Raw genomic sequence first — 18,076 nt, forward strand, 5'->3', positions numbered from 1 at the left:
GAAGCTGTTTTCAAAGTTTTACGCCTGCAGGACGGCTGATGAGTGTCGACACAGGATTTTTCGAAGAGAAATACCTGCATCAACACCGGACTGCTGGGTTACTTGACTGTGCTCGTGACGCTTTGAAAACAGCTTCTAACGGACATTGGCGCCTTAAAAGGCTCCATGATTCTACGGCAAAAATCGGGTAAAGGTAAGTTAGACCCTGCATGTTCAGGGGTGACCCTCGTTAGACAAAGGGCTAACATACGCGCTTGTTTTGCCTGTTGCCGTCCTCTCGACCATGTCCAATCAAACCATCAAGACCCCCTGCATCGGCCTCTGTTCCACTGTTTATGGGGATCTGGTGTGCCGTGGTTGCAAGCGATTCCACCACGAAGTGATCAACTGGAATGGTTACAACGAGGATGAAAAGCGTGCGGTCTGGCTACGCCTGGAGCAACTGCTCGTCCAGGTCATGACCGCCAAGCTTGAAGTGTTCGACGCCGCCAAGCTGCGTCAGCAGCTGGAAAAACGCAAAATCCGCTTTGTGCCGCATCAGTCGGCCTATTGCTGGGCCTACCAACTGATTGCCCGCGGTGCGCGGGTTATCAGTCAACTCGACGCGTATGGCGTGGTGCTGATGCCAGAGTTTCGTAGCTGGGCTCTGCCAGAATTGCGCGATGCGATTGATCGCGAGTTTTTTCTGCTGTCAGAAGCCCATTACGAACGGTACATCGCCCCGGGTTTTCTCAAGGATGCGTTTGGCGTCAGGTAAATCGCTTCAAGCCCTTCGCGAAGGCGATGTAACAAGCGCAAACGCTATCAGCCCTTGGCCGCCAGCTCTTCCAGATGAGCAATGATCTCTTCGGTTTTCAGCACGAGCACATCGGTTTCCAGTGAATCGAGCACCACTTCGGCGGTGTTGCCGATCAGTGCGCCGGAAATACCCGTGCGCGCCACAGTGCCGATCACGGTGACGACGGCGTTGAGTTTGCGCGCGGTATAGGGGATCAGAACGTCGGCCGGGCCTTCGGCGATGTGCAGGTGGGCGTCATCGACATCGAACTCGGCCTGAAACGCCCGGCATTGATCGCGGTAGCGGGCTTCGATGCTTTCCTTGAGCTGAAACACCGGGTCGGCTGCTGACAGCATGGGTGAAGGGTGCGCGGTGATGACATGCAGTTGCGCCTTGGCCAGCGCGGCAATCTGGAAGCCGTGATCAACGATGCTGAAATGCAGGGCGCGGTGCTCGCCGTCAGAGTTACCGACATCAACCGCCGCCAGAACCACTCCGCCAGTCCACGGCGTCGAGGTTTTGACCATCAGCACCGGGCTCGGGCACAGCCGCAACAATTTCCAGTCATCGGGGGTCAGCAGGGCTTTTTTTAGTGGGTTATCGGGGAAGTGCTGCTTGATGACCAGGCCACACCCTTTGTCCAGCTGAGCATCAATGATGGTTTGATGCAGCGTCTCGTTCCACTGCTGCTCAGCGGTAACGCTGAAGCCTTCGCTGACCAACCCGGTCGTGAGAACGCTGAGGAGGGCCAAATGGTCATGTTTTTTGTCGCAGACCAGCAAATGCAGATGCGCTCCAGTGACCGCGGATATCAGTTTGGCGCGTTTAAGGGCCAGGCTTTCGGCATGTTGAGGCTCGATTATCACGAGGATGCTGCGAACGGCTTGCATGAGTTGGATCTCCCTGGATGCGACTGGCTATTTTCACAGCGGCTGTTTAAGTACAACTATAGTTGCAGTCTGCCGACCGGGTTGTTGATCCAGATCAGGTCAAATCTGCTGCAAGGCGCTGGTTCATTCGCTCCGCCCTCGTATAATGCTGCGTTTTGCCCACCCAGCCGTGCTGTGAGCCTATGCAACTGAACCCTGAAATCGACGCTTCACATCCTGTAACCAAGGTTTCGAGGACGCCCGTGCTGCCTGAAATCCATGAGTTTCTAGGGTGCAGGACCCCCGCGGGCTGGATCGAGGCGGCGTTGGTCAATCAGGAAAGGATGCTGCTTGATCACAAGAACTGTGAGTTCAAGGCCGCCAGCACGGCCATGAGCATGATCGCCAAATACGGTTCGTATCCTGACCTGGTCATGATGATGTCGCGCCTGGCTCGTGAGGAGTTGGTGCACCATGAACAGGTCTTGCGGCTGATGAAAAAGCGCAAAATCGAATGGCGCGCCTTGTCAGCCAGTCGTTATGCCTCTGGGCTGAGAGCGGCGGTGCGGACCCACGAGCCCGTTAAACTGGTCGATACGCTGGTGGTGGGCGCGTTTATCGAAGCGCGAAGCTGTGAGCGTTTCGAAGCCTTGGTGCCGTATCTGGATGAAGAGCTGGGCCGCTTCTATGACGGGTTACTGAAAAGTGAAGCCCGGCATTTCCAGGGTTACCTCAAGCTGGCCTATCAATACGGTGAAGCCGCCGACGTCGAGCGGACCGTCGAAAAAGTCAGGGTGCTCGAAGCCAGTCTCATCGACAGTCCCGATGTCGAGTTCCGCTTCCACAGTGGTATTCCGAGCCAGTTGTCCCGCGATTAAAGACCCTCAAGCGCCTGCAGCCCGCAGAACTTTCTGTGTGAATAGGCCAGCGGCGCCCCTTCGCGGCTTTTGACGGCCACGACTTTGCCGATGAACACGGTGTGGGTCCCTAGATCCATCTGCTGTTCGATATGGCAATCAAAGCTGGCCAGCGCGTTGTCCAGCAGGGGCGCCCCTGTCGTGTGTTGGGTCCAGTCAGCGCAGGCAAAGCGGTCGCCGTTTTCCAGTTTGATCTGCCCGGCAAACACCTGGGCCACCGGCTGCTGTTCGGTTTCGATCACGTTGACGCAAAAACAGCCGTTCTGATCAATGGCTTTCGACGCCAGGTTGTTGCGGTTCACGCACACCAGCAACAGCGGCGGTTCAGCCGAGACCGAGGTCATCGCGCTAACGGTTACGCCAAAGCGACCACCGGCACCGTCGGTGGTGATCACCGTTACTCCCGTGGCACATTTGCCCATGGCGGCAATGAATTCGGCCGGGCTGGCCGCAAGGGTCGCGGCGGTCAGCACGCTGACATCATCGGGTTGAAACCGCACGGAAGTATTCATTGCGCACATCCTCTTTGTCGCTGGGAGATGGCTTGATTCTGCGAGTGGACGCTCAATACCGAAATTACTTAATTTGTTTGGCTTGACCCTAAAAAGCTGAAGGCCAGCTTTTAGCTAGGCAACAACCACAAATAACCTAATTTATTTGTGCCCGACCTCATGAACAGAATGCCCCCAGACACAGCGCCCGGCGCAAACAACCGTTGGCACATCATGGGGATTCACAATGATCAGAACAGGTGAGCAGTATCGCGACTCCATCCGCGACGGCCGTGAGGTTTACATCAATGGCGAGCGGGTGCTGGACGTTCCTTCACACCCTGCCTTCAAACCGCTGGTGGACATTCGGGCCCGCATCTATGACATGCAGCATGATGCCGCCACCAAAAGCAAAATGACCTATCAGGACGCCAGCGGTGAATCCCATGCCATTGGCCTGAAGCTGCCGCGTACCCAGCAGGACTGGTGGGATAAACGCAATTCCACCGATGCGGTGCTCAACGATATCGGTGGTGTGGTTACCCGTGTGGGTGACGAAACGGTCGGTGAAATGTGGTCGCTGTTCGACGGCCAGGATGTGCTCAACGAGGTCAATCCGCAGTTTTCGGCCAATATTCGTAATCACATCGACAAGGTGCTCTACAGCGACACCTTCCACGTATCGGCCAACACCGATCCCAAAGGCGACCGATCCAAGCGTCCGCAGGATCAGGACCCGGACATGCTCTTGCATGTGGTCAAGGAAACCGATGCCGGGATTATCGTTCGCGGGGCTAAGTACGAGACCGCTGCCGCTTATTCGAACCAGGCGTTCACTAAACCGACCATCGCCAACTGGGGTAACTCCGAGCTGTCGAACTATGCCGTCGGCTTTATTTGCGACCTGGGTTCGCCGGGGCTGAAATTTATCTGTCGCAGCGGTTTTGCCGGGCGTGGCAGCGATGATGACTACCCATTGGCCAACCGTTTCGATGAAGTCGATGCGCTGGTGATTTTCGACAACGTCCTGATCCCTTGGGAAAACGTGCTGTTCTACCAGCACACCAAAGCCGCGACCTTCATTCGCTCGACCTTGCACCGCTACAGCGCATTCGCCTTTGTGCAGCGCAACTTGAAAGTGGCAGACATGCTGATCGGGGCGGCGCTGTTCAATGCCCGTCAGACCGGCCTGGAAAATCAGCAGGCGGTGCAGGAAAAGCTCGCACAACTGGCCTGTTATCGCGAAGGGATCAATGCGCACCTGACCGCGTCCATCGCGTTGGCGGAGAAGAGCCCCGGCGGTTTGCTGATGCCCAACCAGTCGCTGCTGTACACCGGGCGCGTGCTGGCAACCTCGCAGTTGCACAACATGACCCACATCGCCCGCGAATTGTGCGGCGGGCAGATCTGCGTGACCCCGGACGCCGCCAGTTTCAAACACCCGGAAGCGGGCAAGTGGCTGAACAAGTATTACTCGGTCAATGAAGACTGGGTCGCCGAAGACCGCCGCAAACTGCTGGCTTTCGCCCGCGACCTGATGAATTCGGATTACGCCGGGCATCGACTGACCTTCCAGCTGTTTGCCCAATCGCCGCCGTTCGCGCATTTGGCGGCGGTCTATCGCAACTTCGACTGGGACGGTCCTCTGGATTTCGTGCGCAAGTCTGCCGGGCTTTCCGAACGTGTCATGGGCAACAAAGCCAAGCCGGTAGCCGCCGCGCCGGTAATGCCGCCCAAGCTGGCGGTGAAAGCCTGATCCACCTATTAGAACTGGCCGCTTTTAGCGGCCAGGCCCTGACGATTTTTTGCAGGTTCCCAGCATGAGCACACCCACTCACACGCGTATCCGGATGTTCAATACCAAACAGACGTACCCGAACCAGACCCTGGACAACGATCTGTGTCAGGCCGTTGTGGCGGGTAACACGGTGTATGTGCGGGGCCAGGTCGGTACCGATTTCGAAGGTCAGTTGGTCGGCCTTGGCGATCCAGCTGCCCAGGCTGAACAGGCAATGAAAAACCTCAAACAATTGCTCGAAGAAGCCGGCAGCGACCTGAGCCATATCGTCAAGACCACCACCTACATCACCGATCCGCGTTTCCGTGAGCCGGTGTATCGGGTGGTCGGCAAGTGGCTCAAGGGCGTGTTTCCGATTTCTACCGGGCTGGTGGTCGCCGGTCTCGGCCAAGCTGAATGGTTGATGGAAATCGACGTCATCGCAGTCATCCCGGACGCAGGAGGCACGCCATGACCTTCTCTATTGTTGGCCGTTGTGCCGAAACCGGGCAGTTCGGTATCGCCATCAGTTCGTCAAGTATCGCCGTGGGCGCACGTTGCCCGTGGCTACGGGCCGGGGCAGGGGCCGTGGCGACCCAGAACATCACGCTGCCCGCGCTCGGTCCGGAAATTCTCGACCTGCTGGAGGCCGGGGAGAGCGCGAGTGCTGCGCTGGATAAGGCTTTGACCCGGCATGGTTTCAGCCAATACCGGCAGGTGGCAGTGATTGACCAGCACGGCGCAACGGCGCTGTTCACCGGCAATCAGGCGCTGGGTCTGCACCATGCGCTGGCGGGTGAGCAATGCGTGGCCGCCGGAAATCTATTGGCCGATACAGCGGTCATCTCGGCGATGGTCGCCGCTTTCGAGGCAACAAACGGTGAAGCACTGGCCGATCGTCTGCTGGCGGCCATGCACGCTGCCATGGCGGCTGGCGGTGAAGCCGGCCCGGTGCATTCGGCGGCATTGTCAGTGGTCAGCGATTTGCTCTGGCCGATTGTGGACCTGCGGGTGGACTGGGCGGAACACGACCCGATAGGCCAACTGGATCAACTCTGGCAAGCCTATCGTCCGCAGATGGATGACTACGTTATCCGTGCGTTGGACCCGACTCGCGCCCCTCGGTATGGCGTCCCCGGTGATGAATGAACCTGTTTAAAAGTCATGCGCTGCTGGAACGGCTGATCGCCTTCAATACCGTCAGTCGTGAGTCGAACCTGGCCTTGATCGAGTTCATCCGCGACTACCTCGCGGGTTTTGGCGTGGTCAGTGAACTGTTCTTCAACGAGGACAAGACCAAGGCCAATCTCTTCGCCAGCATCGGACCCGGCGAGCGTCCGGGGGTTGTCTTGTCCGGCCATACCGACGTGGTGCCGGTGGACGGCCAGTCGTGGACCGTCGACCCGTTCGCCTTGAGTGAGCGTGACGGGCGCTTGTACGGCCGGGGCACGGCGGACATGAAAGGTTATATAGCCTGCGTGTTGGCCGCCGTGCCGGACTTTGTCGCACGACCCTTACGGGTGCCGCTGCACCTGGCGTTTTCTTATGATGAAGAAGTCGGCTGCCTCGGCGTGCGTTCGTTATTAGCCGAATTGGCGCAGCGCGAGCCCAAACCCCTGGCGTGCATTATCGGCGAGCCGACAGCGTTGCGACCGGTGCTCGGCCATAAAGGCAAGCTGGCCATGCGTTGCTGCGTCCAGGGTGCGGCCTGTCACTCTGCGTATGCGCCGCAAGGGGTGAATGCCATCGAATATGCGGCCCGCTTGATCGGCAAGTTGGGGCACATCGGTGAGGCGTTGGCGCGGGTCGAGGCCCATGACTCGCGTTTCGATCCGCCGTGGTCAACCGTGCAGACCGGCATCATTCATGGCGGCACGGCGCTTAATATCGTCCCGGCGCAGTGTGAGTTCGATTTCGAGGTACGGGCCTTGCCCTGCTTCGATCCGCAACAGGTGGTGACGGAACTGCAAGCGTTTGCCGAAGCAGAACTGTTGCCAAGGATGCAGGCCGTGCGTCCAGAGACCGCCATCCGTTTTCAGCCGCTGAGTGGCTACCCTGGGTTGGCGACCGATCCACAAGGGTTTGCCGCTCAATTGATTGCCCGGCTTAGCGGTTCCAGCGATTTCGGCACGGTGGCCTTTGGCACGGAAGGGGGGTTGTTTGACGAAGCCGGCATTCCCACCGTGGTCTGCGGGCCGGGCAGCATGGAGCAGGGCCACAAGCCGGACGAGTTCGTCACTGTCGAGCAGATGCAGGGCTGTGAGCGAATGCTTGATCGGTTGGTGCAGTGGTTGCGTGCGCCGGATTGACGCTTGGGTCTTTGTACTGTGATGGGCTCAAGGCTGTTGGGATTTTGCCGTCAGTTGTTCACAGCAGTAATCGGCAAACAGCTGTGCCGGTTTGGTCAGTTGCCCACGCTTGAGCCAGGCGGCCACCAGCCCTGAGCCGGTGACATCTTCCACGATGTCCACGCACACCACCTTCTTCCCGTCGTAGGTGCATTCCGAGTGCGGGCGGGTGACCAGGATCGAGAAGCCGAAGCCCTGGCCAACCATGCCTCGAACCATCTCAATCGATGGCGAGCTGAACGCGATGCGGGGTGTCAGGTCCAGTTCTTCGAACAGGCTGACGAAGTACGTCCGGCTTGGCTGTACATCCAGCAAAATCATCGGTTCCAGACACAGGTCACGCAGCGAAACCTGGGCTTGCTGGGCGAAACGATGGTCGGCGGGTAACAGCGCGTAGGGGCGTTGTGCAGGCATCAGCGGCTGGGTTTCGATGGTGCTGTCCAGGTCGTGCTCATACAGAATCGCCAGGTCGAAACTGCCAGAGGTCAGACCCTGCACCAGTTCCTGTTGTTCGCCATCGCGGATGCGGATCTCCACCCCCGGATACAGCGCATTGAACCCGGCAATCAGCTGCGGCAGGTACAACGGCGCGACGGTTTCGAAGCAGCCAATATCAATCTGTCCGGCAACCACATCATTGTCGGCCAGTGCGTTCTGTTCGAATTCCTTGGCCATGCGCAGCAATTCCTGCGCCTTGCGGTAGAAGCGTGCACCACTGGGGGTCAGTGAAACGCCTTGGGCGTGATGACGGATCAGCAGCAGCACGCCGAAGCTTTCCTCCAGCCCTTTGATCGCCGTGGAAATCGACGGCTGTGCGATGTACAGCTTGCGCGAGGCCTCGGCGACACTGCCGCATTCGACCGTGGTGATGAAGTACTTCAGTTGACGCAGATTGTAAGCAGCCACAGCGAACCTCGTTCAATAGGGTGTGTGGGTGATTTCGAAGCACGTAATGACCCCGCTTCAAGTACAAGCAATTTGCACACCGTCGCACCTTGGTACCTACGCACTTTAGCGACTAAAGCCCACGACGAGGCCTGTCGGCTGCCCAGTTTTTTCATGGCCTGCGAACACATATTTAATATTTTTCCTCGTTGCCGGGTTCAGCCACCATCGAACCCACGAGCCCGCGCGCCGATTCGAGTGCGCCCGGTAAAAGGAGTCTGAAGGTGTTCGAACTTGAATATTGGCAACGCCAGGCTGCAGCGCTGCGTTTTCGTGACCGCGCATTGATCGGCGGCCGTCAGGTGGTCGCGCAGTCGGGGCAGACCTTCGCTGCGATCAACCCCGCCACTGGAGCGTGCCTGGCGCAGGTGGCTGCGTGCGACAGTGAAGAGGTCGATGCCGCAGTGCTCAGTGCTCGTCAGTCGTTCGAGTCGGGCAGTTGGTCGGCGCGTTCACCGACTGAACGCAAACAGGTGCTGTTGCGCCTGGCCGACTTGATCATGGCCAACCGTGAAGAACTGGCGCTTCTGGACTCGCTGAACATGGGCAAGCCGGTGATGGACGCCTACAACGTCGATGTGCCGGGTGCTGCCGGGGTATTTCGCTGGTACGCAGAAAGCCTCGACAAGCTCTACGGCCAGGTCGCGCCGAGTGCGCAGAATGTGCTCGCGACCATCACCCGTGAAGCGCTTGGGGTGGTTGCGGCCGTGGTCCCGTGGAACTTCCCGCTGGACATGGCCGCCTGGAAACTTGCCCCGGCGCTGGCCGCAGGCAATTCGGTGGTGCTCAAGCCTGCCGAGCAATCGCCGTTCTCCGCGTTGCGCCTGGCCGAGTTGGCGCTGGAAGCCGGTGTGCCCGAAGGGGTGCTGAATGTGGTGCCTGGCCTGGGTGAGCAAGCAGGCAAGGCCTTGGGGTTGCACCCGGATGTCGATTGCCTGGTGTTTACCGGCTCCACCGAAGTCGGCAAATTGTTCATGCAGTATTCCGCACAATCCAACCTCAAACAGGTGTGGCTGGAATGCGGCGGCAAGAGCGCGAACCTGGTCTTTGCCGATTGCCAGGACCTCGACCTTGCTGCGCAAAAAGCCGTCTTCGGTATCTTCTTCAATCAGGGCCAAGTCTGTTCGGCCAATTCGCGGTTACTGGTCGAGCGTTCAATCCATGATCAGTTCGTCGAGCGCCTGCAGGCTCATGCCGAGTACTGGCAGCCGGGCGATCCGCTGAACCCGGCAAGCACACTCGGCGCCATCGTCGACAGCCGCCAGACCGCACGCATCATGAATTTCATCCACGGCGCCCAGGAGCAGGGCGCACGCTGGGTTTGCGGCGGACGGAAACAGACGTTCAATGGCTCCGACAACTTCATTACGCCCTGCATCTTCACCGACGTGCGAGCGGACATGCGCTTGTTCCGCGAGGAAGTCTTCGGTCCAGTGCTGGCGGTCAGCGCTTTCGATGACGAAGCCCACGCCCTGCAGCTGGCCAATGACAGCGTGTATGGCCTGGCCGCTTCACTGTGGACCGACGACCTCAACCGCGCCCATCGCGTGGCGCGGCAATTGCGTGCCGGTACTGTTTCAGTGAACACCGTCGACGCGCTGGACGTGACGGTGCCGTTTGGCGGCGGCAAACAGTCCGGTTTCGGCCGCGACCTGTCCCTGCATTCATTCGACAAATACACCCAGTTGAAGACCACCTGGTTTCAACTGCGCTGATTATAAAAAGGGAGATCTGGCGATGACGATCCAACGTGAAACCCGCGACTACCAGGCAGCCGATGCCGCCCACCACATCCATGCGTTTGTCGATCAAAAGGCCTTGAACGCCGAAGGCCCGCGCGTGATGGTCAGGGGGGACCGCCTGAATTTGTGGGACAACGATGGTCAGCGTTACCTGGACGGCATGTCCGGGCTGTGGTGCACCAATCTGGGTTACGGGCGCAAGGACCTGGCTGCCGCAGCCACCCGGCAGTTGGAGCAATTGCCGTACTACAACCTGTTTTTCCACACCACGCACCCGTCGGTGATTGAGCTGTCGGAACTGCTGTTCAGCTTGTTGCCCGACCACTACAGCCACGCGATCTATACCAACTCCGGTTCTGAGGCCAACGAAGTACTGATCCGCACGGTGCGGCGTTACTGGACGATCCTCGGTAAGCCCGAGAAGAAAATCATGATCGGTCGCTGGAACGGTTACCACGGTTCGACCCTGGCCAGTTCTGCGCTGGGTGGCATGAAGTTCATGCATGAGATGGGAGGGATGATCCCCGACGTCGAGCACATCGACGAACCCTACTGGTATGCCCACGAAGGCGATTTGAGCCCGGCCGAGTTCGGTCTGCGCGCCGCCCGGCAGTTGGAAGAGAAGATTCTCGAGCTAGGCGCAGACAAGGTGGCGGCGTTTGTCGCCGAGCCGTTCCAGGGCGCAGGCGGGATGATCTTTCCACCTGAAAGCTACTGGCCGGAGATTCAACGCATCTGCCGCAAATACGATGTGCTGCTGTGTGCCGACGAAGTGATCGGCGGTTTCGGTCGCACCGGCGAATGGTTCGCCCATGAATATTTCGGGTTTGAACCGGACACCCTGTCAATCGCCAAAGGCCTGACGTCCGGCTACATCCCCATGGGCGGCCTGGTGCTGTCCCGGCGCATGGCCGAAGTGTTGGTGGAGCAGGGTGGTGTGTTCGCTCACGGCCTGACCTACTCCGGGCACCCGGTGGCAGCGGCGGTCGCCATTGCCAACCTCAAGGCGTTGCGGGACGAGGGCGTAGTCAGTCGGGTGAAAACCGATATCGGTCCGTACCTGCAGCAGTGTCTGCGCGAAGTGTTCAGCGCGCACCCGTTGGTGGGCGATATCCAGGGGGTGGGGATGCTGGCGGCTTTGCAGTTTGCCGAGGACAAAACCACGCGCAAACGCTTTGCCAACGAAAACGACATTGCCTGGCGCTGCCGGACCCTGGGCTTTGAGGAAGGCGTGATTATTCGCTCAACGCTGGGGCGGATGATCATGGCCCCGGCCTTGGTGGCCACTCACGCTGAAATCGATGAACTGATCGAGAAAACCCGGCGTGCGGTAGACCGCACCGCCGAGGAGTTGGGTCGGCTCTGAGGACGGCCCTGCGGACCGTATCGCGGGCTTGCCCTCCATGCGGTCGCTACACGATACGGATCTGAGAGAGCGCTTATGACCATCGCTGAACAGCAGTACGATTTCATTATTGTCGGCGCGGGGTCCTCTGGCTGTGTGCTGGCAAACCGCTTGAGTGCCAACCCGGCCTGGCGGGTATGTCTGATCGAGGCCGGTGGGCATGACAACAGCCCGCGTATCCAGACGCCAGCCGGCACCATCACGCTCTATAAAAGCCCAACCTACAGCTGGAACTTCCACTCCACGCCGCAAGCACAACTCAACGAACGATCGCTGCATTGCCCGCGAGGCAAGGTGCTCGGCGGCTCGACGTCGATGAACAGCATGATCTACATCCGTGGCGCATCAGCTGATTACGACCGTTGGGCGCAACTGGGTTGTCACGGCTGGAGTTGGGCGCAGGTGTTGCCGCTGTTCAAAAAATCCGAGCGCAACCTGCTGGGCCAGGACCTGAACTACCACGGCACCCAAGGTGAGCTGTGCGTTGATCAGGCGCGTGACCCCAATCCGCTGTCGCGACTGTTTGTCAAAGCCGCCGGGCGCATAGGCTTAGGGCGCAACGATGACTTTAATGGTGCGACCCTCGAAGGCGCCGGCCTCTATAACCTGACGCAAAAAGAGGCGAAGCGCCTGAGCAGTTATCGCGCTTTTGTCGCCCCAGTATTACAGCGGCCTAACCTGACGGTGCTTAGCGATTGTCAGGTGCGTTCGCTGGTCATCGAGAACGGCGCGGCGCAAGGCGTGCTGGTTGACATGAACGGCCAGTTGTTGCGGCTTGGCGCCAGCCGGGAAGTGTTGCTGTGTGCGGGCACAATCGGCTCGGCGCAGATTCTGCTGGAATCCGGTGTCGGGCCCAAAGCCCAGCTGGAAGCGGCCGGCATCGCCGTTAAGGTCGACCTGCCCGGGGTTGGCAAGAACCTTCAGGATCACCTCGACGGGTTGGTCACGGTGCGCTCGCCGAGCCCGCTGACGCTGGGCTTTTCCCTGGGGTCCCTGCCCACGGTGTTGCTGTCGCCGTTCAAGTACCTTTGGCGAAAAACCGGCTGGCTCACCACCAACTATGTTGAGGCGGGCGGGTTTGCGCGAACGCCTTTAGCGGGCGCGCTGCCGGATGTGCAGTTTCATTTTGTGCCGGGTTATCGCAGCCATCGCGGTCGGTTGTTCGAATGGGGGCACGGTTACGCGATCCACACGTGCGTGCTGCGGCCCAAAAGCATCGGCAGCCTGCGTCTGGGCAAGAACCGCCAGCTTGAGCTGGATTACAACTTTCTCGACGACATGGACGACGCCCGGGTACTGATCGAGGGCCTGAAACTGGCTCGCAGGACTCTCGCGGACGCAAGCTTTGACGGCCTGCGCGGCAAGGAAATGCTGCCGGGTGATCAGGTGCAGACGGACGAGCAATGGCTGGCGTACGTCCGGCAACACGCAGCCACGGTGTTCCATCCGGTAGGCACCTGCAAAATGGGGGTGGACGCGATGAGCGTGGTCACTCCCCAGTTGAAGGTCAATGGTCTCAGCAAGCTACGCGTCGCCGATGCCTCGATCATGCCGACACTGGTCAGCGGCAATACCAATGCACCGTGCATCATGATCGGCGAGAAGGCTGCGGAGATGATCGTGCAGGAGCATGGGGAGGAGGCCCGCTTGCGTTCTGGAGGCAGCGTGTCAGGAAGGCCGCGTCACGCCATTCGCGAATAAACTCGCTCTCACGGAGGGGCTTTGTCGAGCCTCAACGGAAGCGGGTTCACGCGCGAAAGTAGTGTTCTGCATACCCCTCTATCAAAACCGCACCCACCCCGGGCATTGGCGGTTACGGCGCCCTTTTGCAGTGCGGGCTGATGAGGTTTTTCATCGTTCGCAAAGACATATTTAGTATTTTTCCTATCCCTTGGCTTAGGCCAACATCGACCACGCCAGTCAGCCAACGACTGGCACTTCAAGGTCCATCAGAGACCGTACGTCGCACCCGTTCAAGGCCATTGGCCGTACTGCCCCGCAAGACAAAACTAAATCAATAACTGTGGGAGTGCCTTCATGATCAAGCCCTTGCTAACACGCTTTGCTCGTCCCCTTGCCCTGACCGCCATCGCTATCGGTGTCGCCACCAGCGCCCAGGCCGGAACGCTGTCTATCGGTCATACCACCTGGGTCGGCTACGGCACCTTGTACCTGGCCCAGGAGCTTGGCTACTTCAAGGAAAACGGCCTGACCGTCGAATTGCCAGTCATTGAAGAAGCCTCGATGTACATGGCCGCCCAAGCCTCGGGCAAGCTTTCCGGGTCGGCCTCGACTCTCGATGAAGTGCTCAAGTATCGTCCGCAGTTCTGCTTCAGAGCGGTTGCCGCGCTCGATGAAAGCCATGGCGGCGATGGCGTGTTAGTGGGCAAGGAGGTCAACAGTCTGCAGGAGCTCAAGGGCAAAGCCGTGGCGGTGAACGAAGGTTCGGTGTCGCAGTTCTGGCTGTCTTATCTGTTGAAAAAGAACGGCATGAAAATGAGTGACATCACCGTGCAGAACATGACCGCTGACGATGCCGCCACTGCATTCATTGCCGGTCGTGTGCCCGCTGCCGTGACGTGGGAACCGCATCTCTCATTGGTGCGCTCCAAGCAACAAGGCAAGGTGTTGATCGACAGCAGCTCGACCCCCGGTGTAATCGTTGACGTGGTAGCCCTCAACTGTTCCGTCATCGAAAAACAACCGAGTGACGTCAAGGCATTGGTTGCGGGCTTGTACAAAGCGGTGCAGTACACCAAGGACCACCCGACAGAGGCATACACCATCATGGCCAAGGGCGTCGGCGGTTACCTGGCCGATCCTGCAGAGCTGGCTGCCGCCGCCAAAGGCGTGCGTTTCTACGATCAGGCCATGAGCGAGAAATTGTTGGGTTCGCCGGGCAAGCCGGGTGAGGGCTCTACCGTGATCAAGCTGGCAAATGAAACCGCCAGCGAGCTGCAGGGCAAGCCTTTCAACGTCAGCTATGACGACCTGGTCGACAGCCGGTTTGTTACCCCGCGATAGGAGCTCAGCATGTCCAAGCGCAATTCATGGCTGAACCGTTGTATTACGCCCAAGACCGGGCTGCCGGTGCAATTGATCTGGAGTGCAGGCGGGTTGGCCTGGCTGTTATTGATCGGCCTGTGGGCCGGATTGTCATACGGCGGCGTGGTGCCGGGCATGTTTCTGCCGACACCGGGGGCGGTTTTTGACGCCGCAGTGCGGTTAAGCCGTGACGGCACGCTTGGGCTGCACGTCTGGGCCAGCCTGGAGGTGGTGATGGTGGGTTTCATCGTCTCGTCCCTGGTGGCGGTACCCCTGGGTTTGCTGATGGGCAGCTTTCGCATCGTTCAGGCGTTCCTTGAACCGATGGTCAACTTCATCCGCTACTTACCGGTGACGTCCTTTGTACCGCTGTTCATTCTCTGGATCGGGATCGGTCTGGAGCAGCGGGTCTCGGTGATTATTTTTGGGGTGTTCTTTCAGCAACTGGTGATGATCGCCGACGTGTCCAAAGGTATTTCCAAGGACTTGATCAACGCCTCCTACACCCTGGGTTCGAGCCGCCGGGACGCGGTGGTGCATGTGATCGCCCCGGCGTCGTTGCCGGGCGTGCTCGATACGCTGCGAGTGACCATGGGCTGGGCCTGGACCTACCTGGTGGTTGCCGAGTTGGTGGCCGCCTCCAGCGGTTTGGGTTACTTGAGCCTGAAAGCCATGCGTGGTTTCCAGGTGGATGTGATTTTCCTGGCGATTGCGATCATTGGCCTGTTGGGGCTGATCACCGATCAACTGTTTCGATTCCTACGACTGAAGGTGGCCGCATGGGCTCTGTAACTGCAGCGAAACCACGTGTTGTCACGCCACCGGCCATGCCTTCATCGCACGCTGCGCCACGCTTGCAAGTGGACAACGTCAGCCTGCGCTATCAAAGCCCCAGTGGCGGCACCTTCACCGCGCTGGAGCAGGTCTCCTTCGAGGTTCCCGACCAGCAGTTCGCGGTGTTGGTCGGGCCGTCCGGCTGCGGTAAGTCGAGCTTGCTCTACCTCACGGCAGGGCTGGCGGAGCCTACGGAAGGCGAGATTTATGTCGGCGGTGAGCGTGTGGAAGGTCCGGGCGCCGACCGCGGCATGGTCTTTCAGGGCTATACATTGTTTCCATGGTTAACCGTACGGCAGAACATCGAGTTCGGCCTTAAACGGCGGAAAATGCCCGCCGCCCAGCGCAAGGAAATCGTCGACTATTACCTCAACGAAGTCGGGTTGACGCAGTTTGCCGATAACTTCTCCAAACAACTCTCCGGCGGCATGATGCAACGGGTCGCCATTGCTCGTGCCTTGGCCAACGATCCGCAGATTTTGCTGATGGATGAACCCTTCGGCGCACTCGACAGCCAGACCCGCCTGCAGATGCAGCAATTGCTGTTGCGGGTTTGGGGGCATAGCAAAAAGACCGTACTGTTCGTCACCCACGACATTGACGAAGCCATCCTATTGGGTGATCGCGTCTATGTCATGGGCGCGCGCCCTGGGCGTATCAAGCAGATTCTTGATGTGCCGATCGAACGTCCTCGTACTCTGGACATGGTCATGGAGCGTTCATTCATCGACATGAAGCGCGAAATTTTCGGACTGCTTCATGATGAACTGGAAGAAGCGCACTGACGCCCCGGTCCCTCCACGTTCGTTGACCCTCTGCTATCAATCGATCCCCTCTCTTGAGAGTGGGATCGTTTGTCATTCAGTTAGTGAGCTTGCTAATTAATGCGTTGACATTCGCTGCCTAGGCAGTAATATTTCGCCAACTCTCTGCCTAGGCAGCTTTTTGGTGGCTCGATGAAGCATTTCACGTCTGACAACTTCAACTCCGGTCTCATGGGTCTGTTGATCGGGCGCACGAACGCGCTCAAAGACCGCCTGCTGGACATGCATCTGGTGCCCTACGGTGTGACCGCATCGCAGTTTAAAGTGCTGGTTATCATTGCCCAGTTTGCTGCCGACACCCCGGCCGAGCTGTGCCGTCACCTGTCGCTCGACAGTGGCTCAATGACCCGCATGCTGGACCGCCTTGAGCAAAAAGAGCTGATCACCCGCACCCGCTCGGACGCTGATCGGCGTCAGGTACATCTGGCGTTGACCGAAGAGGGACAAACGCTTTCGGACCGGCTTCCGCAGATCGGTGCCGAGGCCATGAACGAGCTGTTGGGTGCGCTCGAACCGGCCGAACTGAAGAGCCTTGAGCAGATACTGACCAAGGTGCTGGTGGCGGCCGATGATCAGATCACCATTGCCCGCCTGGGTTTTAAAGCGACAGGTGCGAAATGAGTAACGTGACCCTGCGGACCTCATTGAGTCTGGTGTTTCTCGCCATGAGCCTGGCCGGGTGCGCCAGTTACCGTGGTCTTGGCACTGAAGGCACACGCCTGGATGCGAAAAACCTCCAGGCCGCGCAGACGCTCGATGGCGTGACGTTGTCGCCCGCCGCCTGGCCAAAAAGCGATTGGTGGAAAAGCCTCGGTGACCCGCAACTCGATGGTCTGATCAGCGAAGCCTTGCGCGACAGCCCCGACATGCAAATCGCCAGCGCCCGGGCGCATCAGGCCAGTGCTGCGGCGTATGCTGCCGATGCCGCGCGGATGCCGACTGTCGACGCCGAAGGGGGGGGCACGCGGTCACGTCTGGCGCGCGATCAGAGCCCGACAGGCGAGGGCGGCACCTACTCTACCGTGCGTAATCTGGGTGTGAATTTCAATTACACCTTCGACCTGTGGGGCGGCCAACGCGCCACCTGGGAAGCTGCGCTGGGTCAGGCGCGTGCCGCCGAAGTCGATCAGCAAGCCGCGCAACTGACCCTCGCTGCCGACGTTGCCCGCGCCTACAGCGACCTTGGTCAGGCCCATGTGGTCCATGACCTGGCGGCTGAAGACCTGAAACGCACCCAGCAAATGCTTGAACTGGGTAACCGTCGTCTGAAGTCCGGGATCGACAGTCGCTATCAGTTCCAGCAGACCGAAAGCCTCGAAGCCAGTTCTGAAGAACAACTGATCAATGCGGCAAAACGTCTGCACAGCGCGAAAATAGCCTTGGCGGTGTTGCTGGGCAAAGGGCCGGACCGGGGTGAAGACATCGCCCGCCCGACTATTCTTCAGCCCAGCGCCGTCGCCTTGCCGTCGGCGCTGCCAGCTGAGCTGCTCGGGCGTCGTCCCGATCTGGTGGCCGCGCGTTGGCGGGTAGAAGCCGCGAGCAAAAGTATTGTCGCTGGCAAAACCCGTTTTTACCCGAACCTGAACCTCAGTGCCGCCGCAGGCACCGAGTCTTTGCTGGGTGACGCGATGTTCGGTTCGGCCAGCCGCTTCTTCAATATCGCGCCTGCCGTGTCCTTGCCGTTGTTCGATGGTGGACGCCTGCGCGCCGATCTCGATGCTCGCGATGCCGATTACGACCTGGCCGTCGCGCAGTACAACAAAAGCCTGGTTCGGGCGTTGGGTGATGTCAGCGACACGCTCTCTCAACTGCGTGCCATCGGTGGTCAGATCGACGCCAAGCAACGCGCCACCGACATCGCTCAAGACTCCTACAACACGGTGGTTCAACGATTTGGTTCGGGGATAGGCAACTACCTCGATGTGCTGAGCATTGAACAGCAATTGCTCCAGTCACAACGCCAACTGGCGGATCTCAACGCCGAACGAATCGATTTGTCGATCCAGTTGATGCAGGCACTGGGTGGAGGCTTTCAGGGTGAAAGCCAAGGCCTGAACACCTCATCAACCGCTTCGCTGACTGAATAACTCAAGGTAATCGT

17 protein-coding genes are annotated in these 18,076 nt (G+C 59.2%); 14 read left to right on the forward strand and 3 right to left on the reverse strand.

The features are described 5' to 3' along the window. Nucleotides 1–283 precede the first annotated feature (283 nt). Nucleotides 284–757, forward strand: coding sequence for a DUF1289 domain-containing protein (locus AC1MEA_RS15425; RefSeq protein WP_219061501.1), 474 nt, complete (start codon nt 284–286; stop codon nt 755–757). A gap of 47 nt (nt 758–804) precedes the next feature. Here the strand turns inward: AC1MEA_RS15425 and AC1MEA_RS15430 are convergent, their stop codons facing one another. Beyond that, on the reverse strand, nt 805–1,668 hold the full coding sequence (locus tag AC1MEA_RS15430; protein WP_480416676.1) for a universal stress protein: 864 nt from the start codon (nt 1,666–1,668) through the stop codon (nt 805–807). Between the two features lie 182 nt (nt 1,669–1,850). Between AC1MEA_RS15430 and AC1MEA_RS15435 the strand changes: the two genes are divergently transcribed. After that, complete coding sequence (locus tag AC1MEA_RS15435; RefSeq protein WP_480416677.1) at nt 1,851–2,525, forward strand: MiaE family protein; 675 nt, start codon at nt 1,851–1,853, stop codon at nt 2,523–2,525. Here the strand turns inward: AC1MEA_RS15435 and AC1MEA_RS15440 are convergent. After that, nucleotides 2,522–3,076: a flavin reductase family protein gene (locus AC1MEA_RS15440; RefSeq protein ID WP_449634934.1), complete on the reverse strand. Its 555-nt coding sequence runs from the start codon at nt 3,074–3,076 to the stop codon at nt 2,522–2,524. The two genes, AC1MEA_RS15435 and AC1MEA_RS15440, sit on opposite strands and share 4 nt — an antisense overlap. Before the next feature lie 226 nt (nt 3,077–3,302). Between AC1MEA_RS15440 and AC1MEA_RS15445 the strand changes: the two genes are divergently transcribed. From AC1MEA_RS15445 to argE, 4 genes are all read left to right on the forward strand, one after another. Next, nucleotides 3,303–4,811, forward strand: coding sequence for a 4-hydroxyphenylacetate 3-hydroxylase family protein (locus AC1MEA_RS15445; RefSeq protein WP_219061497.1), 1,509 nt, complete (start codon nt 3,303–3,305; stop codon nt 4,809–4,811). Nucleotides 4,812–4,875: 64 nt separating this feature from the next. Further along, nucleotides 4,876–5,307: a RidA family protein gene (locus tag AC1MEA_RS15450; protein WP_480416678.1), complete on the forward strand. Its 432-nt coding sequence runs from the start codon at nt 4,876–4,878 to the stop codon at nt 5,305–5,307. Continuing rightward, nucleotides 5,304–5,981 carry a DUF1028 domain-containing protein gene (locus AC1MEA_RS15455; protein WP_480416679.1) on the forward strand — a complete coding sequence of 226 codons (678 nt, stop codon included), beginning with the start codon at nt 5,304–5,306 and terminating at the stop codon, nt 5,979–5,981. Before AC1MEA_RS15450 ends, AC1MEA_RS15455 begins: the two co-directional genes overlap by 4 nt. Then, a complete protein-coding gene (gene argE, locus AC1MEA_RS15460) occupies nt 5,978–7,141 on the forward strand; it encodes an acetylornithine deacetylase (RefSeq protein ID WP_480416680.1) in 1,164 nt (387 codons plus the stop codon). The genes AC1MEA_RS15455 and argE overlap by 4 nt, the downstream gene beginning before the upstream one ends. A gap of 27 nt (nt 7,142–7,168) precedes the next feature. On the opposite strand, the gene AC1MEA_RS15465 is transcribed toward argE, so the two are convergent. Further along, a complete protein-coding gene (locus AC1MEA_RS15465) occupies nt 7,169–8,086 on the reverse strand; it encodes a LysR substrate-binding domain-containing protein (protein ID WP_219061493.1) in 918 nt (305 codons plus the stop codon). Between the two features lie 263 nt (nt 8,087–8,349). Here AC1MEA_RS15465 and AC1MEA_RS15470 point away from each other — a divergent pair, with 263 nt between their 5' ends. From AC1MEA_RS15470 to AC1MEA_RS15505, 8 genes are all read left to right on the forward strand, one after another. Continuing rightward, nucleotides 8,350–9,840: an aldehyde dehydrogenase gene (locus tag AC1MEA_RS15470; protein ID WP_480416681.1), complete on the forward strand. Its 1,491-nt coding sequence runs from the start codon at nt 8,350–8,352 to the stop codon at nt 9,838–9,840. A 22-nt stretch (nt 9,841–9,862) separates the two neighbouring features. Then, nucleotides 9,863–11,233, forward strand: coding sequence for an aspartate aminotransferase family protein (locus AC1MEA_RS15475; RefSeq protein ID WP_480416682.1), 1,371 nt, complete (start codon nt 9,863–9,865; stop codon nt 11,231–11,233). 75 nt (nt 11,234–11,308) lie between these two features. Further along, nucleotides 11,309–12,973, forward strand: coding sequence for a GMC family oxidoreductase (locus tag AC1MEA_RS15480; RefSeq protein WP_480416683.1), 1,665 nt, complete (start codon nt 11,309–11,311; stop codon nt 12,971–12,973). Nucleotides 12,974–13,309: 336 nt separating this feature from the next. After that, complete coding sequence (locus tag AC1MEA_RS15485) at nt 13,310–14,296, forward strand: ABC transporter substrate-binding protein (protein ID WP_480416684.1); 987 nt, start codon at nt 13,310–13,312, stop codon at nt 14,294–14,296. 9 nt (nt 14,297–14,305) lie between these two features. Continuing rightward, nucleotides 14,306–15,109: an ABC transporter permease gene (locus AC1MEA_RS15490; RefSeq protein ID WP_219061488.1), complete on the forward strand. Its 804-nt coding sequence runs from the start codon at nt 14,306–14,308 to the stop codon at nt 15,107–15,109. Continuing rightward, entirely contained in the window at nt 15,097–15,936 is an 840-nt protein-coding gene (locus tag AC1MEA_RS15495; RefSeq protein WP_219061487.1) for an ABC transporter ATP-binding protein, read from the forward strand. Before AC1MEA_RS15490 ends, AC1MEA_RS15495 begins: the two co-directional genes overlap by 13 nt. Nucleotides 15,937–16,107: 171 nt before the next feature. After that, nucleotides 16,108–16,596 (forward strand): MarR family winged helix-turn-helix transcriptional regulator, encoded by a 489-nt coding sequence (locus AC1MEA_RS15500; RefSeq protein WP_480416685.1) that lies wholly within the window; start codon nt 16,108–16,110, stop codon nt 16,594–16,596. Beyond that, nucleotides 16,593–18,062, forward strand: coding sequence for an efflux transporter outer membrane subunit (locus AC1MEA_RS15505; RefSeq protein WP_480416686.1), 1,470 nt, complete (start codon nt 16,593–16,595; stop codon nt 18,060–18,062). The genes AC1MEA_RS15500 and AC1MEA_RS15505 overlap by 4 nt, the downstream gene beginning before the upstream one ends. Nucleotides 18,063–18,076: the final 14 nt, after the last annotated feature.

It is taken from the genome of Pseudomonas sp. ASL8 (assembly GCF_056680355.1).

Bases quoted from the DNA above. Each gene is read 5' to 3' on its own strand.
- AC1MEA_RS15450 (WP_480416678.1), top strand. From the start codon at position 4,876: ATGAGCACACCCACTCACACGCGTATCCGGATGTTCAATACCAAACAG.
- AC1MEA_RS15425 (WP_219061501.1), top strand. From the start codon at position 284: ATGTCCAATCAAACCATCAAGACCCCCTGCATCGGCCTCTGTTCCACT.
- AC1MEA_RS15440 (WP_449634934.1), bottom strand. From the start codon at position 3,076: ATGAATACTTCCGTGCGGTTTCAACCCGATGATGTCAGCGTGCTGACC.
- AC1MEA_RS15485 (WP_480416684.1), top strand. From the start codon at position 13,310: ATGATCAAGCCCTTGCTAACACGCTTTGCTCGTCCCCTTGCCCTGACC.
- AC1MEA_RS15490 (WP_219061488.1), top strand. From the start codon at position 14,306: ATGTCCAAGCGCAATTCATGGCTGAACCGTTGTATTACGCCCAAGACC.
- argE (WP_480416680.1), top strand. From the start codon at position 5,978: ATGAACCTGTTTAAAAGTCATGCGCTGCTGGAACGGCTGATCGCCTTC.
- AC1MEA_RS15475 (WP_480416682.1), top strand. From the start codon at position 9,863: ATGACGATCCAACGTGAAACCCGCGACTACCAGGCAGCCGATGCCGCC.
- AC1MEA_RS15435 (WP_480416677.1), top strand. From the start codon at position 1,851: ATGCAACTGAACCCTGAAATCGACGCTTCACATCCTGTAACCAAGGTT.
- AC1MEA_RS15430 (WP_480416676.1), bottom strand. From the start codon at position 1,668: ATGCAAGCCGTTCGCAGCATCCTCGTGATAATCGAGCCTCAACATGCC.
- AC1MEA_RS15445 (WP_219061497.1), top strand. From the start codon at position 3,303: ATGATCAGAACAGGTGAGCAGTATCGCGACTCCATCCGCGACGGCCGT.
- AC1MEA_RS15505 (WP_480416686.1), top strand. From the start codon at position 16,593: ATGAGTAACGTGACCCTGCGGACCTCATTGAGTCTGGTGTTTCTCGCC.
- AC1MEA_RS15500 (WP_480416685.1), top strand. From the start codon at position 16,108: ATGAAGCATTTCACGTCTGACAACTTCAACTCCGGTCTCATGGGTCTG.
- AC1MEA_RS15495 (WP_219061487.1), top strand. From the start codon at position 15,097: ATGGGCTCTGTAACTGCAGCGAAACCACGTGTTGTCACGCCACCGGCC.
- AC1MEA_RS15480 (WP_480416683.1), top strand. From the start codon at position 11,309: ATGACCATCGCTGAACAGCAGTACGATTTCATTATTGTCGGCGCGGGG.
- AC1MEA_RS15455 (WP_480416679.1), top strand. From the start codon at position 5,304: ATGACCTTCTCTATTGTTGGCCGTTGTGCCGAAACCGGGCAGTTCGGT.